Annotated in this window: 13 protein-coding genes; 11 read left to right on the top strand and 2 right to left on the bottom strand. The window is 61.6% G+C overall.

What is annotated here, in order from left to right; all coding sequences use genetic code 11:
- The 10 genes from DSM104635_RS08835 (at position 1) to DSM104635_RS08880 (ending at position 10,896) form a co-directional block, all read left to right on the top strand.
- Positions 1-264 carry a VirB3 family type IV secretion system protein gene (locus tag DSM104635_RS08835; protein ID WP_158765849.1) on the top strand — a complete coding sequence of 88 codons (264 nt, stop codon included), beginning with the start codon at positions 1-3 and terminating at the stop codon, positions 262-264.
- 11 nt (positions 265-275) lie between these two features.
- Positions 276-2,723: a conjugal transfer protein TrbE gene (gene trbE / locus DSM104635_RS08840; RefSeq protein ID WP_158765850.1), complete on the top strand. Its 2,448-nt coding sequence runs from the start codon at positions 276-278 to the stop codon at positions 2,721-2,723.
- 10 nt (positions 2,724-2,733) lie between these two features.
- Positions 2,734-3,453, top strand: a complete 720-nt coding sequence (gene trbJ / locus DSM104635_RS08845; RefSeq protein WP_158765851.1) for a P-type conjugative transfer protein TrbJ — start codon at positions 2,734-2,736, stop codon at positions 3,451-3,453.
- Positions 3,454-3,467: 14 nt separating this feature from the next.
- Positions 3,468-4,508, top strand: coding sequence for a type IV secretion system protein (locus tag DSM104635_RS08850; RefSeq protein WP_158765852.1), 1,041 nt, complete (start codon positions 3,468-3,470; stop codon positions 4,506-4,508).
- Positions 4,505-5,188: a conjugal transfer protein TrbF gene (trbF, locus tag DSM104635_RS08855; RefSeq protein ID WP_158765853.1), complete on the top strand. Its 684-nt coding sequence runs from the start codon at positions 4,505-4,507 to the stop codon at positions 5,186-5,188. Before DSM104635_RS08850 ends, trbF begins: the two co-directional genes overlap by 4 nt.
- On the top strand, positions 5,185-6,036 hold the full coding sequence (locus DSM104635_RS08860) for a TrbG/VirB9 family P-type conjugative transfer protein (RefSeq protein WP_158765854.1): 852 nt from the start codon (positions 5,185-5,187) through the stop codon (positions 6,034-6,036). Before trbF ends, DSM104635_RS08860 begins: the two co-directional genes overlap by 4 nt.
- Positions 6,033-7,112, top strand: coding sequence for a TraB/TrbI/VirB10 family type IV secretion system protein (locus DSM104635_RS08865; RefSeq protein ID WP_158765855.1), 1,080 nt, complete (start codon positions 6,033-6,035; stop codon positions 7,110-7,112). The genes DSM104635_RS08860 and DSM104635_RS08865 overlap by 4 nt, the downstream gene beginning before the upstream one ends.
- Positions 7,113-7,258: 146 nt before the next feature.
- On the top strand, positions 7,259-7,432 hold the full coding sequence (locus tag DSM104635_RS08870; RefSeq protein ID WP_158765856.1) for a hypothetical protein: 174 nt from the start codon (positions 7,259-7,261) through the stop codon (positions 7,430-7,432).
- 498 nt (positions 7,433-7,930) lie between these two features.
- Positions 7,931-9,370, top strand: coding sequence for a toll/interleukin-1 receptor domain-containing protein (locus tag DSM104635_RS08875; protein WP_158765857.1), 1,440 nt, complete (start codon positions 7,931-7,933; stop codon positions 9,368-9,370).
- 371 nt (positions 9,371-9,741) lie between these two features.
- Entirely contained in the window at positions 9,742-10,896 is a 1,155-nt protein-coding gene (locus DSM104635_RS08880) for an argonaute/piwi family protein (RefSeq protein WP_158765858.1), read from the top strand.
- Between the two features lie 29 nt (positions 10,897-10,925).
- Here DSM104635_RS08880 and DSM104635_RS08885 read toward each other — a convergent pair whose 3' ends face one another.
- Together DSM104635_RS08885 and DSM104635_RS08890 are read right to left on the bottom strand one after the other, a co-directional pair.
- Positions 10,926-11,510, bottom strand: a complete 585-nt coding sequence (locus DSM104635_RS08885) for a hypothetical protein (protein WP_158765859.1) — start codon at positions 11,508-11,510, stop codon at positions 10,926-10,928.
- Entirely contained in the window at positions 11,507-12,250 is a 744-nt protein-coding gene (locus DSM104635_RS08890; RefSeq protein WP_228445989.1) for a hypothetical protein, read from the bottom strand. Before DSM104635_RS08890 ends, DSM104635_RS08885 begins: the two co-directional genes overlap by 4 nt.
- 338 nt (positions 12,251-12,588) lie before the next feature.
- On the opposite strand from DSM104635_RS08890, the gene DSM104635_RS08895 reads away from it, so the two are divergent.
- Complete coding sequence (locus DSM104635_RS08895; protein ID WP_158765861.1) at positions 12,589-13,707, top strand: hypothetical protein; 1,119 nt, start codon at positions 12,589-12,591, stop codon at positions 13,705-13,707.
- Positions 13,708-13,727: the final 20 nt, after the last annotated feature.

Raw genomic sequence — 13,727 nt, forward strand, 5'->3', positions numbered from 1 at the left:
ATGGAGAACACGCCCGAAACCTATCGCCTGCCACTGCGCGTGTCGTTGACGCGCCCGATTCTGATGGGCGGCGTGCCGCGCGCCTTTGCGATCCTGAACGCCACAATCGGCGCTGCGATTGGTCTGGGGCTGCAGCAGCCTTTCATCGGCTTGCCGTTGTGGGCCGCGCTGCAAGCGGGCGCGGCTTGGGCTGCCACGCGCGATCCTTGGTTTTTGGAGACTTGGCCGCGTCACTTGGCCAAGCCGAAATATTTCAGCGTGTGAAGGGATGAGCGATGCTTGAACTCTCGCACTATCGCCAAACAGGCGCCGCCCTCGCGGACTACTTACCGTGGGCCGCTCTCATCGCGCCGGGCATCGTCCTCAACAAAGACGGCGCGTTTCAACGCACGCTCGCGTTTCGCGGGCCCGATCTCGATTCCTCGACATTGGCCGAGCTGGATGGCGCGAGCCGACGCATCAACAATGCGCTGCGCCGGTTTCAGTCAGGGTGGTGTCTCCATGTGGAAGCGCGCCGCGGTCCAGCGCTCGGCTATCCTGAGAGCCGCTGGCCCGATCCGCTATCTTGGCTGATCGATGAAGAACGGCGTGCTGTGTTCGAAACCGCAGGCGCGCGGTTTGAGAGCCAGTATTTTCTCACCATAACCTGGCTGCCGCCGGCGGAGCGCCAAGGCAAACTCGAAAGCCTCTTGTTTGAGGGCGGCGAGACACGCGCCGAGGCCGTTGACTATCGGCGTCACCTCGAACGGTTTCAGCAGGAGACCGATCAGCTCCTGTCCTTGCTTGAAATCATCATGCCGCATGCAACGTGGCTCAGTGATGAGGAGACGCTGACCTATCTGCACGATTGCGTCTCCGATCGTCCGCACCGCGTGGCTGTGCCGACCACACCGTTTCATCTCGACACGTTCTTGCCGGATGCGCCTTTGCTGGGCGGGCTCGCCCCGATGCTTGGGCGGCGCCATCTCCGGATCATTTCGGTGCGCTCGTTCGTCACCGAGACCGAGCCAGGTTTGCTAGATGCGCTGAATCGGCTGCCGATCTCCTATCGCTGGGTGACGCGCTTCCTGCCGCTCGACCGGGAAGAAGCGCGCCGCGAATTGGAAAAAATCCGCAAGCGCTGGTTCTCGAAGCGCAAAGGCTTTCTCACCATGTTGCGCGAGGCGCTCTTTCGCGAAGAGAGCACGCTGCAAGACAATGACGCGGCCAACCAAGCCGAAGACGCAGACATGGCGCTGCAGGAGCTTGGAGCCGACGCCGTCGCCGCCGGTTACGCCACGCTCACCATCACGATTGCCGAGGAATGCGAAGAAGCGGCCAACGAAGCCGTACGGCAAGTGCAGCAAGTTGCCGACGGCATGGGCTTCGTCACGCACGTGGAGACCGTGAATGCGGTAGAGGCGTGGTTTGGCTCCTTGCCAGGCCAGCCTTACGCCGATGTGCGTCGGCCGATCCTGATGACGCCCTCTCTGGCGCACCTGATGCCAACCAGCGCGGTATGGGCGGGACCACTCAAGAACAACCATCTCAACGCGCCGCCGTTGATGATGACCGCCACTGATGGCGCCACGCCCTTTCGGCTCGATCTGCATGCAGGCGATGTCGGTCACACCATGGTGGTTGGTCCAACCGGGGCGGGTAAATCCGTGTTGCTGGCCACGCTCGCGGCTCAATGGCTGCGCTACGCCGATGCGCAAGTTTATATCTTCGACAAGGGACGCTCCTGCCGCGCTGCCGTTTTGGGCCTTAGCGGCGACTTCTTCGACTTGGGCGAAGAAGATGCGCTTGGCTTGCAGCCGCTTGAGGCGGTGGATGACGATGGCGAGCGGGCTTGGGCGCTCGACTGGCTGGGAGATCTCCTGGTCGCGGCGAACGTGCCCGTGACGCCCGAGCTTCGCGCCGAGTTGTGGCGTGCGCTAGACATCCTCGCCAGCCGTCCCCGCGAAGACCGCACGCTCACCATGTTCACGGCCTTGGTGCAAGACGCGCGCGTACGCGCGGCGCTGCAGCCCTTCACCCATGCGGGGCCGTACGGCCGATTGTTGGACCGCGATCAGTCGAGCTTGGGCTTTGGCCGGGTGCAGGCGTTCGAGATGGAAGATCTGATGCGGCGCCCGCAAGCGGTGCGCGCTATGCTGCCGGCGCTCTTTCATGTGCTCGACCGTCGCTTCACCGGCGCCCCGACCTTGCTCATTCTCGATGAGGCCTGGCTCTTCCTGAAAGAGAGCGCGTTCGCGGCGCAAATTCAGGATTGGCTCAAGACACTGCGCAAGCGCAACGTGGCGGTCGTGTTCGCGAGCCAGGAATTGGCGGACGTGGAAGCCTCCCCGATTGCATCCACCATCATCGAAGCGTGCCTCACGCGCATCTTCCTGCCCAATGACCGCGCCAGCGAGCCGCGGTCGAAAGCGTTCTATTCGGCGCTTGGACTCAATGAACGACAGATTGATCTCATCGCCAACAGTATCCCGAAAAGGGACTATTATCTGAGCGCGCGTGAAGGCTGCCGCGTTTTCGAGTTGGGCTTGGGCGCCGCCGCACTCGCTTTTGTCGCCGCCTCACGTCCGGAAGATCATCAAGCCATCGATGCTGTGCTTGCACGCGCGCCAGAGAGTTTTGCGGCCGCGTGGCTGGAAACCAAAGGGTTGCGCGACGCGGCTGACGCTGTTCGGCGCTTTAACGCCTCGGCTGGGCCCGCCGAGCAACTCGTGGCTGCAGAATAGGAGGGTGAAGATGAGAGTCTGGAGATGGATCACCACGAGTGTCACAGTCGTTGCGCTCGCCATGGCGGCGCCAAGTCCGGCGCGTGCGCAGCTGACCGTGATCGACCCGACCAATTTGGCTCAGAACCTGCTGCAGGCGACACGCGCGTTAGAGCAGATCAATAATCAAATCCGCCAGATCGAGCAGGCGACGGCCATGTTGCGCCAGAACCCGCTGCAGCTGTCGCCGGAATTGTCGCAATCGGTGACCGAGGCGCGCGCCTTATTTGACAGCGCGCGCGGCATTGCTTTTCAAGTCGATGGTCTGGGCGAGAATATTCGCACGCTCTATCCGGAGACCTGGGAAGACTTCGATCTCGAAGGCGTACTGTCGCAATCGCGCCACTGGGAGGCGGAGAGCCGCGAAAGCCTCGAACGCGCCATGGCCGCTGAAGCACGCGCGGCGCAATCGATCGCGACAACACGCGGCCGGATCGACCGGGCGATGCAATCGTCGACCGGCGCGGAGGGGCAGACCGGCGCCATCCAGGCCGGCAATCAGCTTCTCGGCATTCAGGCTTCCCAGCTCGCCGAGATTCACGCGTTATTGATCGCGCAAGGCCGCGCGCTTGAGACCGAGCGCATGGAGCGTCTCGCGCGAGAAGATCGCGCCCGTGAAATTCAACGTCGCGCCTTCCCCACAACAGCCAGTGCAACGACCGCGTCCGCGCGCTCGGCGTTCGACGACTAGTAGAGGCACACACCATGGATCCCGCCTCGGTCAATTCGTTCCTCGACCAGTTTCTGGCCGTCGCCGATTCCGGCTTCGGGCTGATCCAGGGTGACGTAAATTACGTGCTGAACGCGTTGATCGTCATTTCGATCACGCTGGCTGGCGCGCAATGGGCGCTCGCGGGCGAAGCGCCGATGGCGCCGTTCTTCCGCAAGGTGTTGTTCGTCGGCTTGTTCGCGTTCCTCGTGAACAATTGGGCAAGCCTCTCGAGCATCATCGTGCGCTCCGGCGCACAGCTTGGCCTCAATGCCGGCGGCGGCTCGATGACGATGGCGGAGCTCCACAATCCCGGACGCGTAGGGCAGATCGGCATCGAGATGTTCGGGCGCACGGTCGCCCTCGCCGAAGGCATGAACTTCTTCACCGACACGCTGACGATGCTGCTCATCTTCATCGCCGCCTTGTTCGTGGCGCTGGGCTTCTTTGTCCTGGCCCTGCAGCTCTTCGTGTCGCTGATCGCCTTCAAGCTTGGTGCCTTGGCCGCGTTCGTTGCGCTTCCATGGGGTGTTTTCAACGGCACCGCCTGGGTGGCGGAGCGTCCACTCGGCTGGGTGGCTGGCTGTGCCATCCGGCTTTTCGTGCTGGCGCTCATTGCCTCCGTCTCCATCACTTTCGTCGAGACGCTGCCGCCGCAATTCGTGCTCGATGATGGTGGCGGCCTGCAGGTGCTCTTCTTCGGTTTGACCGTGCTTGCGCTCGCGTGGTTTGCGCCTCAGCTCGCCAGCGAGGTGGTGTCTGGTCAACCGCATCTCTCCGGGTCAGACGCCGTTCGCGCTGGCATTGGCGCGACCTTCACCACGGCTGGCGGCGCGATGCTCGGCGGCATGATCGCCAGACCGGCGCTGAAGCTTACGGGCGCAGCCTTCGGCGCTGCTGGGAAAGCTATCGCGGGCCGGCGTCCGAATAGTCGGGGCGGTGGAGGTGGTGGCGGCGCGAGTGGCGCGCGTCCGGCGCAGATCAATTATGCGGGCATGCAGCCCAAGCCCGCATCGAAGAGCGGGGGGAGTCCATGAATTTTCCATTTCGTTCGCCGGCGCGGTCTTATGCGCCAGAACCGGCCGACACACCGTATCGCCGCGCCCAGCAAGAATGGGATGCACGCATGGGATCGGCCGTGCTCTCGGCGCGCGCCTGGCGCGGAATCGCCTTCTGCTCACTCGCGCTCGCCGCGATCCTAGGCGCCTCGCTTACAGCGGTGGCGCTGCAGAAGCGCACGTTTGTACACGTGGTCGAAGTGGCGCCGGAAGGCCAAGTGATGAATGTGCGCGCCGCTGATGGCCGCTGGTCGCCCAGCAATGCGCAGGTCGCCTTCCACTTAGGCCACTTCATCCGCTTGGTGCGATCCCTGCCAACGGACGGCGTGGTGTTGCGGGAGAATTGGCTGCAAGCCTATCGCTTCCTCACGCCGCAGGCGGCGGCCCAGCTCACAGAGATTGCGCGTCAGGACGATCCGTTCCTCAGCCTCGGGCGCGTGGGCCGCACCGTGCACATCCGCTCCATCATCGCGCGGTCGAACAATGCCTGGGAAGTCTCTTGGGTCGAACGCGCCACCAATGCGACCGGCACGACTGACCCGGAGATCTATACGGGCGTCTTCACGGTGACCACACGTGCGCCGCGCAATGCGGATGAAATCGCCAACAATCCCCTTGGACTCTTAATCTCTGACTTTTCCTGGAGCCGTGAACGATGAGGAGCGCTTGTGTTAGTGTCGGCTTGGCGCTCATTGCGTCTTGCGCGTTCGCCGACTTGGCGTCAGCGCAGGCGCGACGAACGCGTAGTGAGACGCCGGTCGAAGTTCTCGCTGCCGCCAATCGCGATGCGCGGCAAAGCCCAACACGGGATGGCTTTGCTCAAGCGCGTCACGTCTATGCGTACGAGCCTGGGGCGCTCTACGAGGTCTACGCCAATCCAAACTACGTCTCGACCATTTTGCTGGAGCCCGGTGAGACGCTGGCAGACATCGCTGCTGGCGACACGTCGCGCTGGATGGTCAGTCAGGCCGAAGGCGAGAGCGAGGGCGACGCGCGCACCATCGTTCTAGTGAAGCCGAACGCAGCCGGACTTCGGACCAACATCGTCTTGATAACGGACCGCCGCACCTACCTGATCGAGGCCCTCTCACAGGCGGGCACGGCGTATTCAGCGCAGATCGCCTGGAGCTATCCGGCTACATCCGGGGGCGAAGGTGCGGCGCCGATTGACGCGATCAATCTCGCTTATCGCATCCGCACGACGCAGGGGCGGCGTCCGCCATGGATACCGACGCGCGTGTTCGACGATGGCCGCCGGACTTGGATAGAATTCGCGGCGGACATCGTCGCGGCGGAACTGCCTCCGCTGTTCGTGGTGACCGGCGAGGGCGCCGAACTCGTGAACTACCGAGTCCAAGCGGGGCCGTCAGGCCAGCGCTACATGGTGGACCGCGTTTTTGATGTGGGCGAGCTTCGTCTCGGCGTGCGGTCTCCGATCGTCGTGCGCATTGAACGCAATCCAACCGATCCGCGCACTTCACGCGCGCGCCACGGGAGCCGCCGATGACCACGGCGACGCAAGCCAGCGCGCAGACGCCGCCGCAACTCGCGTTGCGCTCCAAGCCGCCATCGCCAAAGCGCCTGTCGCGCAAGGTGTTGCTCGCTGGCGCGCTACTGGCGGGGACAGTGATTGTGTTTGCCTTGGTGTACGGCCTCTCGGAGCGGCCTGATCGCAGGGCGGCGCAGGAGGAGGCCGCGGTCGCGGCCGCGGGTGGGCCGCCGGAATCCATTCGCGGCGCCAGCGACCAATATGGCGCCAACGATCTCGTGATGCCGGCCGGTTACGAAGATGGATTGTTCGCGTCCGAGGAGACGCCCGGGCTAACGGCGCCGCAGGATGCTGTGTGGGGTGGCGGCGCGCCGGAGGCAGGCCAACACGTCGCCAGCGGCCGCGCGGAACCCGATCCTCAAACGGTGGCGCGCGCATCTGCGATTCTGTTTACGCAGGACGGCGCGGCAGCGTCCGAGGTTGATGCGGACGCGCGGCTCAATGCGCGTCTGACGCCGCCAGGCTCGCGCTATGAGATTAAGGCTGGCGACGTCATTCCCGCTGCTCTGTTGACGGCGCTTAATTCGGACGCGCCGGGGCGCGTCATCGCGCAAGTGACCGCTCCGGTCTATGACACGGTGAGCGGTCAGCACCTGCTCATTCCCCAAGGCGCGCGCCTTCTTGGCACGTACGACAATGGCGTCACCTATGGAGACCGCCGCTTGGTGCTAGTTTGGAATAGGCTCATCCTGCCCAATGGGTGGTCCATCAACCTGCGGGAGATGAACGCGTCTGATCCAACCGGCGCCGCCGGTCTCCGAGACCGGACGGATCATCATCTCGATCGTCTCGGCATCGCGATTGGTTTGTCCGCCATCATCAGCGTCATCGCCAATGAAGCCGAAGACGAAGATGAACAGGGCACGCTGGCCCAATCCGTGGGCGACGCCGCCGCACAGCAAGCTGCGCAAACCGGCGCGCGCATTGTCGACCGAGAACTGACGGTGCGTCCGACTTTGCGGGCGCGCGCCGGTGCGCCGGTCAGAGTCCTTGTAACGAGGGACGTCGAACTTAGACCTTACCGGGCGCGATGAAGCTTAAGGATCATCTCCCGCTCAAGGCGGTCGCGGACGATCTAGGCGTGAGCCGGTGGACGCTTTGGCGTGCAGCGCGCAGCGACATCGCCGACTTTCCAGCGCCCGTCGTGCTCCGACGTCGGGTGTATTGGAAGAAGTCGCAAATGGAGGCGCTTGAAGCGGCGCTGCTGCAATTCCAAGGGCGCTGCACCTTCGATCGGAAACGGCGCCACCAGAAACTGGCCAAGAAGGTGGCGCTGGCAAAGCGGAGCGCCGGCCCAAAACAAAAACAATCCCGACCCGAAACACTGCCCGGCCAGCGGGATCTCTTTTCATAAGCTGGGGCTAGGCGACGCCGTCGGCCCCAGGCTCAGATCTCAAGCAATAGCCCTGTGTTCGGCCCAGCCCGGAGGGCAGGGCGAACCAATTTGTCGGAGGCGCCCTGCGCCCCGACAAGCTCTGCTCGGCCATCGCGCGCAAGCGCGGGTCAAGGGCGAAGAGGCGGAGCCGTCCCTTGAGGCGCGCGAGCACGATGGCAGCTGGCACAAAGGCGACAATCGCGGGACGCGCAGGGGCCCCTGTCGCCGTTCGAACTTATTAGATCATGCCCGCGCCTTGACGATGAGGCCGCGGACGCTATCCGACATTTTGAATCCGGAACGATGCGCAATGAGAACGTGATGCTCTGTTCAAGGCCCGCAACTAAGTCGTAACGTTATCGTTGGGGTAGAATCACTCCACCGCTGTAGATTATGTCGACAACAGGACCATCTAAGAATCTGGACGCGCCGGACGCTCGGCGTGCGCCGATAGCGCCGATCGAGGATCGTGGCGTGGTGTTTCTCAGCCATGCCAATCCGGACGATAATGCGATCGCCGCATGGTACGGCGCTCGATTGGAGGCCGCAGGATATACGGTCTGGAGCGACCTCACGCGCCTGTTAGGCGGTGAAGAGATGTGGTTGGACATCGACAATGCGTTGCGGTTCCACGCCCGCAAGATCGTCGTCCTCCTCTCCAAAGCCTCGACCGATCCCAACAAAGAAGGCGTGCGAGCAGAGCTCGATCGCGCGCACGCGCTCCGAAAGAAACTGGGCGACAACCGGTTCGTCATTCCAGTCAAGATTGATGATGCACCTTTCGAAGATCTTCCTCCGACGATAAGTAATCGAACGATCATTGCCGCCGGCAATCACGCCGATGCGTTGGCTCGCGTCTTGGATATTCTGGAGAAGGATGGCGTACGCCGTAGCGACGGACCGTCAACGGACGCACTGCAACGCTGGCAAACCGCGTTCGCGCCGGAGCAAGTAACGCTCGAACACGCCGAAGACATTCTTGTGTCTAACTGGCACCCAATCGTGCGATTGCCAGCCGAGCTCAAATTCTATGAGATCGGAAGACCGCTAAAGAACATCGAGACAGAGCCCGCAGCGATCGCCAAGGAGCATCCGCTTCCGATGCTTGGATACATGCGTCGCTTGGTGACGTTCGCTGATTGGGACGAGGTCCAAGAGCCCATCGCGGACACAACACCGGTGAGCCTTCACCACGCGATGCCGATCGAGACCTTTTTGGCCGGTGGCGACGAGCGGATTCGGTTTGCAAAAGGCGTCCCGAAAAAGATGCTCGCAAGCCTGCTGCGGCAAGCCTTTGATCGTATGGCGGCGGGACGTTCCTTGAATGCCTTTGCCTTGAGCGACAAGAAGAATGCTTGGTGGATGCCCGCAGGCGTGCTTCCGGGCGATAAACAGTCTTTCGTGCGCGCAAGCGGCACCACTGGCTATCGCAAACTCACCGGCATGTATGGACTGCGCGAGAGAGACTGGCATTTCGGCATCACGGCGACGCCGCTGACCGATGAGCCGCTCCGTCTCAAGTTCACGCCCCACGTCATCTATACCGATCCAACAGGTATAAAGGAGCCGACCGCATCCTATCGGCGCGCGCACTGCAAATTGTGGTTCAACGCCAAATGGCGGGATTTGCTCTACGCAATGACCGCCTATCTCTCCGACGAAAAGGGCGAGATTGTCCTGCCGTTCGGACGTGATGCACTGGGCGCAGTCAGCGCCAGAGCAGTCGTCGCTTCTCTCTCAGTGCGGCCATCGACTGTACTTGAACGAAAGGCGCGGAAGGTTGCAGACACCGAGGGTGACGCGGCGGATCTAGATGTGAGCGACTTGATGAACGACCCTGCGTTCGCTCGCCTTGACGATGAAGAGCCAGACGAGGGTGAGGGCAACACCGACGACGACGCTGAAGGTGACGCATGAACATGAGAACCCTTCATGTCGAAGAACCGAAGCTCACCTTCGGGCTCGGTCAAACCGCGTTGCACCCTAAGGATGGACTTTTTCTATATGGGCCAGCAGCGCCGCACGCCGCGCGTGAAATTCGCATTGGCGCAATTGGTTCTGCCGCCGGATTGGAGCGATTATCCCGTTGGATGGCGGCCGTGCGGGGTTTCATCCCGGCGTTCAATGACAAGGCGCACCACTCTCCGTTTCCAGGTGTGCAGGCCGCCTTTGGAATCGCGTGGCCCGACAAACCGCACCAATCGATTGTCTTGCCCGACGGCGAACTCGAAAAGCGCATTCGCTATGACGACAAACATCGGCGGGTCTACGACACCGTCGATCTGCTTGTGAACGAATTGCTTGAGTTCAAACGCCGCTCGGATTTTCGGCCAGATCTTTGGATCGTGGTCCTGCCGGAAGATGTTTCTAAGTACGGGCGGCCCAAATCAATTGTGCCCAAGGGCCAGCGGATTCCGACACCGCAACCAGCCGACGCAGTGCAGAAGCGCAAGAGCGCCGATGCTTTCCTCTTTCCTGAAGATGAAGCGGCGCGGTTGCCGTATCAGTATGAGCTGAATGTTCACAACCAGCTAAAGGCGAGACTGCTGGAGGCGGAGGTCGTCACCCAGGTCATTCGCGAGACGACGTTGACGCCGCACGACTTTCTCGACAAATTCGGCGGTCTCATTCGCGGCGTTCAGGACCCAGCGACAACCGCGTGGAATCTGATCACAACGCTCTATTACAAAGTCGCTGGTCCGCCGTGGCGCCTTACCAACGTTCGTCCTGACGTTTGCTATATTGGACTTGTCTATAAAGAAGACCCAAGCCGCGCCGCGTCACAGCGTGTATGCTGCGGCGCGCAAATGTTCCTGGCGACGGGTGAGGGTGTCGTCTTTCGAGGTCACCTTGGACCCTGGGATAGCGTTCGCGCCGGCGAGCATCACCTCGACGAAGAGACAGCCGAGCGCATCATTGCCGAGGTGGTTGAAAGCTATGCTCTCGAACACAAGCGTGCGCCGGCCGAGGTGTTCATTCACGGGCGAACGCGCTTCACGCCAGATGAGTGGCGGGGATTTCAGAGGGGCGCGAAAGGCGTTGGTATTCTAAGCGCGATCCAGATTCAAAAATCGAAGGACATTAAGTTCTTCAGAGACAAGACCGAGGAGGTGGAGGCGACGCTAAACCTTCCCCGCGGCACAGCGCTCATTCTGGATGACCGCACAGCTTATCTGTGGACTGCCGGTTTCGTGCCGCGTCTGCAAACCTACCCCGGATGGGAAGTGCCAAACCCTTATCGAATCTCGGTGCAGCGCGGCGATGCCGATATCGAGACGGTGCTTAGTGATGTGCTTGGTCTGACGAAGCTTAACTTCAACGCCTGCATTTATGGTGACGGTCAACCTGTGACGCTGCGCTTTGCTGACGCAATAGGCGAGATACTGACGGCGGGACACAATCTGGAAAAGCTGAAGCCGTTGCCCTTCAAGCATTACATTTGACGTGCTCGGCTTCTCGCAAATCGCGCGCTTCACTCGTTACCGAGCACCTTTTTCTCGAAGATCACAGTGCGCCAGGCGAGATAGTAAACGCCAAGCAGGGAATGACTGAGGATGTGGCCAATCAAGAAGCAGTAGACGAAGATGAATCCGCCTCGCGCCAGAGCATAAGTGCCCGCTGATAGTCCAACGGCCGGCGGCGAAACCGAAGCCAGCATCACGTTGGCGATTGCGAACACAATGTAGGTCGCAAGTGTCGCGAGCGTCAGGTAACCGAACAAAAGGCAAAGATACATCCGTCTCGTGAGCACGAGCGGCTCGCTCCGATCGGGAAGCGACAAGGTCGCGCCGTCGCCGAGCATGGCAGCGTCCATGCCTGCGCGGTCGAAGCTCGCCACGGCCGCCAATGCGGCAATGAAGAAACCGATCAGCAGCGCCAACAGGGCGTTGAACGTCTCTACGAGGCCGTTATCGCCAACAACCGTATATTCGATCGGCGCAAAGACGAGCAGCGCCGACAGCGGCGCCGAAAACATGATCGGATAGATGACGCTATACCAGATTTTGACTGGGTGACGGACTTTGAGATAGACGAGCGGCGTCAGAAGACGGTTCACGCGGCGAGACCTGCAACGTGGCGCTGCAATAGTGCATCAAGCTTGCGGGAGACGTCTGCGCGAATTTCTGCCTCGCACTGAGCAAGATCATCCTCGACCTCGAATTGCGACGCTTTAGCCACGAAGGCCTCGAAGTTCTCAGCGCGGCTAATGTCAAACGTGGGCTGTTTGGTCTTGCCGTCTTCGTTGGTGAAGACAAACTTCGCGCTGGTATAGCCTTTGTCTCGGCCCGACTTGATCAGCCGGTTCATGAGGGCGACGACGCCCTTGCCGCTACGCTCAGCGACAGCTTGAAGCCGGTAGGTCTCTTCCTTGGGAAGGACAGCTGGCTCGTTATCAAATCCGTCGCCGAGTTGCTCATGCCGGATGAACACAATTTGGTTGAGCTGGCCTTTCGCGACCTCCGCGAAGAGGCTTTCTTGCAGACGCGTCGAGAACGACAAGACAGGATAGGCTTGCCCGGACAGCCCATTGATATCTGCAAATCGATAGCCGGCCACTTTGCGCACGACGGACTGAAGCGCCTGTTCGACATAGTATTTGGTCAAACCCGGCACGTGCTCCAGGACCGCCTGGTAGACGTGTGGATTGCGTGCAGACGGCGTCAGATCGATGACCATGTGGGCGGACACCGCCACGCCTTCACCCAGGCCCTTCTGCTCGGTGCGTGTCTCACCTGTCACGAGTTCGGAAAATGAAGGATCGGCGGCATCTCTGTCGCTGTGCTGAAACAGCAGCACAGCTCGCGAGCCGTTGTTGTGAATGCGAACGCGCGCGATCCGGATGACGGACTTGCCTTTGTTTCGGCGCCAGATTGCTTCGCCCTTGGACGAGAGCTCCGCGACGGCGCGTATGATGGTCAGCAAACTCTGAGCAGGCGCGTGCGCCGGCGACGACCCGACGCCGACGTCATAATGGAGCGCAGTTCTCTCGACCCGATGGAGCACCTGCCGATTGGATGCTGCTTCGATGAACGGTTTCTAAACGGTCCGATTCAGCCAAGCCTGATTTGGGTGTATTCGGTGTCGCAATGAGGCACTGACGACATCAATCGCCTGTTGGCTCAGGCGGCGCTAAGATGATTCGTTTCGTCGGCGTGATAAGGATTGTCATCTTCAGCACTGGAGGCGCAGGCTTGGCCAAGCGGTCACCAAAGCAATCCCATTCCGCGCCACTCGGCGCTGGGCGTAAGTTCCATCAGCGCCCGGATGATGCATACTGCGCACGGTTTCGTGCTCACATTATCAAGCACGGTACACCCGTGACTTTTCCGGGGCTCGCATGGACGAAGCCGGATCCCGACGACCCGCCTAAGCCGCTCACTGATTTCGCCACGCCTGAAACCCTTCGCAAGCGCGTGCCGAAAAGCCCATGTCCCATTTGTTCGCCGCACAGCCCGAAATACTACGAGGGAAAGCTTTGTTGGTCTGCTGGCGACAAACGTGTGCGCGCGATCGGACACGAGTGCGGTCATGACTTCTATGACGGCGACACCTACGCCGATGAGGTTCGTGAGTTTGAAGAAAAGGCTGCCGAAGACGCCGCGCGCGGCTATTTGCAGGACGCCATATCGAAGCTGCCCGAGCATGTGATCCTCGCACGATGGTCGATGAGAGACTTCGACGCCCTGTTTGCCGCCCGCGAGGATTTGGTCGCGACCGTGACGAAACGGGCGTCTCAAGAGTTATTGCGAGCGCTCGACGCCCAAGGGCGGTTGAGCGTTGAAATCGAGACCGGTGCGCGCGATGGTCAGGGAAGGCGCGTCGCCATGCGCCAGAGCGTGACTTCGCGCGTGAGCGTGGCCGGGCTCAAAGTACGCGCCAAGGCTCGCAACGAACTTACCGAACTGGCGCTCCTCGTCGGCGGGGCAGTTGTTCTTCGCCGCCACGCCCACCCGTTATGGCGCGATGACGTCTCGCAGGCTGAAGCGGTCGCAGCGATGGACCGCGAACAGGTCGTGGCGCTCGAGCGGTTGTGCAGAACCTTCGAAGACACCCGCAACTGCGTGGACCAAGAGGTGGCGGACTTGCGCGCACTGCTCAGTGCGACCAACCTTACCGAGCTCTCGCGATGGGGAACCCATCTGCATTGCCCGACGCCATTTTGGATTAGTCACGGTCCGTCGGGGGTCACGGCGGGCAAGGGGCCGCATACTGGTTCGGCCGGCCGCCGCATCCGGAATCTGCCTTACTCGTAGTCGGCCACTGCTTGGTGCCG

It is taken from the genome of Terricaulis silvestris (genome assembly GCF_009792355.1).
In the GTDB taxonomy this organism is placed as follows: Bacteria; Pseudomonadota; Alphaproteobacteria; order Caulobacterales; family Aquidulcibacteraceae; genus Vitreimonas; species Vitreimonas silvestris.

Coding starts and splice junctions, on each gene's coding strand:
- DSM104635_RS08865 (WP_158765855.1), top strand. CDS start 6,033: ATGACCACGGCGACGCAAGCCAGCGCGCAGACGCCGCCGCAACTCGCG.
- DSM104635_RS08835 (WP_158765849.1), top strand. CDS start 1: ATGGAGAACACGCCCGAAACCTATCGCCTGCCACTGCGCGTGTCGTTG.
- DSM104635_RS08850 (WP_158765852.1), top strand. CDS start 3,468: ATGGATCCCGCCTCGGTCAATTCGTTCCTCGACCAGTTTCTGGCCGTC.
- DSM104635_RS08860 (WP_158765854.1), top strand. CDS start 5,185: ATGAGGAGCGCTTGTGTTAGTGTCGGCTTGGCGCTCATTGCGTCTTGC.
- trbE (WP_158765850.1), top strand. CDS start 276: ATGCTTGAACTCTCGCACTATCGCCAAACAGGCGCCGCCCTCGCGGAC.
- trbJ (WP_158765851.1), top strand. CDS start 2,734: ATGAGAGTCTGGAGATGGATCACCACGAGTGTCACAGTCGTTGCGCTC.
- DSM104635_RS08870 (WP_158765856.1), top strand. CDS start 7,259: ATGGAGGCGCTTGAAGCGGCGCTGCTGCAATTCCAAGGGCGCTGCACC.
- trbF (WP_158765853.1), top strand. CDS start 4,505: ATGAATTTTCCATTTCGTTCGCCGGCGCGGTCTTATGCGCCAGAACCG.
- DSM104635_RS08895 (WP_158765861.1), top strand. CDS start 12,589: ATGATTCGTTTCGTCGGCGTGATAAGGATTGTCATCTTCAGCACTGGA.